Annotated in this window: 2 protein-coding genes; both read right to left on the minus strand. The window is 60.5% G+C overall.

Annotated features, from left to right (window positions below; translation table 11 throughout):
* Window positions 1-177: 177 nt before the first annotated feature.
* The gene (locus E5W70_RS32585; protein WP_292665479.1) at window positions 178-642 is read right to left on the minus strand and encodes an Hsp20/alpha crystallin family protein; all 465 of its coding nucleotides are present in this window, start codon (window positions 640-642) and stop codon (window positions 178-180) included.
* A partial coding sequence (locus tag E5W70_RS32590; protein WP_292665480.1) for an Hsp20 family protein occupies window positions 635-755 on the minus strand: 121 nt, incomplete at its 5' end. The genes E5W70_RS32585 and E5W70_RS32590, both read right to left, overlap by 8 nt.

Below are 755 nucleotides of genomic sequence, written 5' to 3' on the forward strand. Positions count from 1 at the left end.
GTCCGTGCGGCAATTTTCCGCGTCTGGCCTTCGGTCGTTCCATAGACAATCAGGATATTCACGATATTCCTCCGACAGCAACGCCCACGTTGGTTGCGAAGAGGACCCGGCGCGAGTCATGGAGTAGGCTCTGCTAACCGCTGGCGAGCGCGACGTCTGCGCAATCTTCCTCGACCGTCAGGAAACCGATCTAACCTCGATCCGCTTTGCCGCTGCCTCCGGAGCTCTCGGGATGGCGAGGTGAAGCACACCGTCCTTCATGTTCGCCTCAATTCCGTTGATGTCGAAATCCCCGGAGAGAGTGAACTGCCGCTCGAAATCGCCGACCTCATACTCGCAATAGGCCTGGCTGCGGCCCTCGGGCGTATCCTCTTCAACGCGGCCATAGATCGACAGCACCCGCTTCTCCAACGTGACCTCCAAACCCGCCGGGCTGACGCCGGGCAGATCCGCAACGACGACAAGGCCCGTTTCAGTTTCGTAGATGTCAACCCATGGTACGAAGACCAGCCTCTCATGGGTCCGCTCGCCCGCGTCCTGCTCCGCGGACAGCTTGCCCTCCAGCTCCGGTTGGCTAGTCGGCGTGACCTGAGACTGCTTGCTCCCCTTCGTTCCCGCTCTGGCGGTCTCTCGCTTAGCCATGACCCGCCTCCTTGCTCGCCTTCACGTTAATGCGCTTGGGCTTGTCCTCTTCGGCCCGAGGAAGATCCAGAGTTAGTACGCCATTGACGAGATCCGCTTCAACCTTGGTCGGG

The organism is Mesorhizobium sp. (genome assembly GCF_005063415.1).
In the GTDB taxonomy this organism is placed as follows: Bacteria; Pseudomonadota; Alphaproteobacteria; order Rhizobiales; family Rhizobiaceae; genus Mesorhizobium.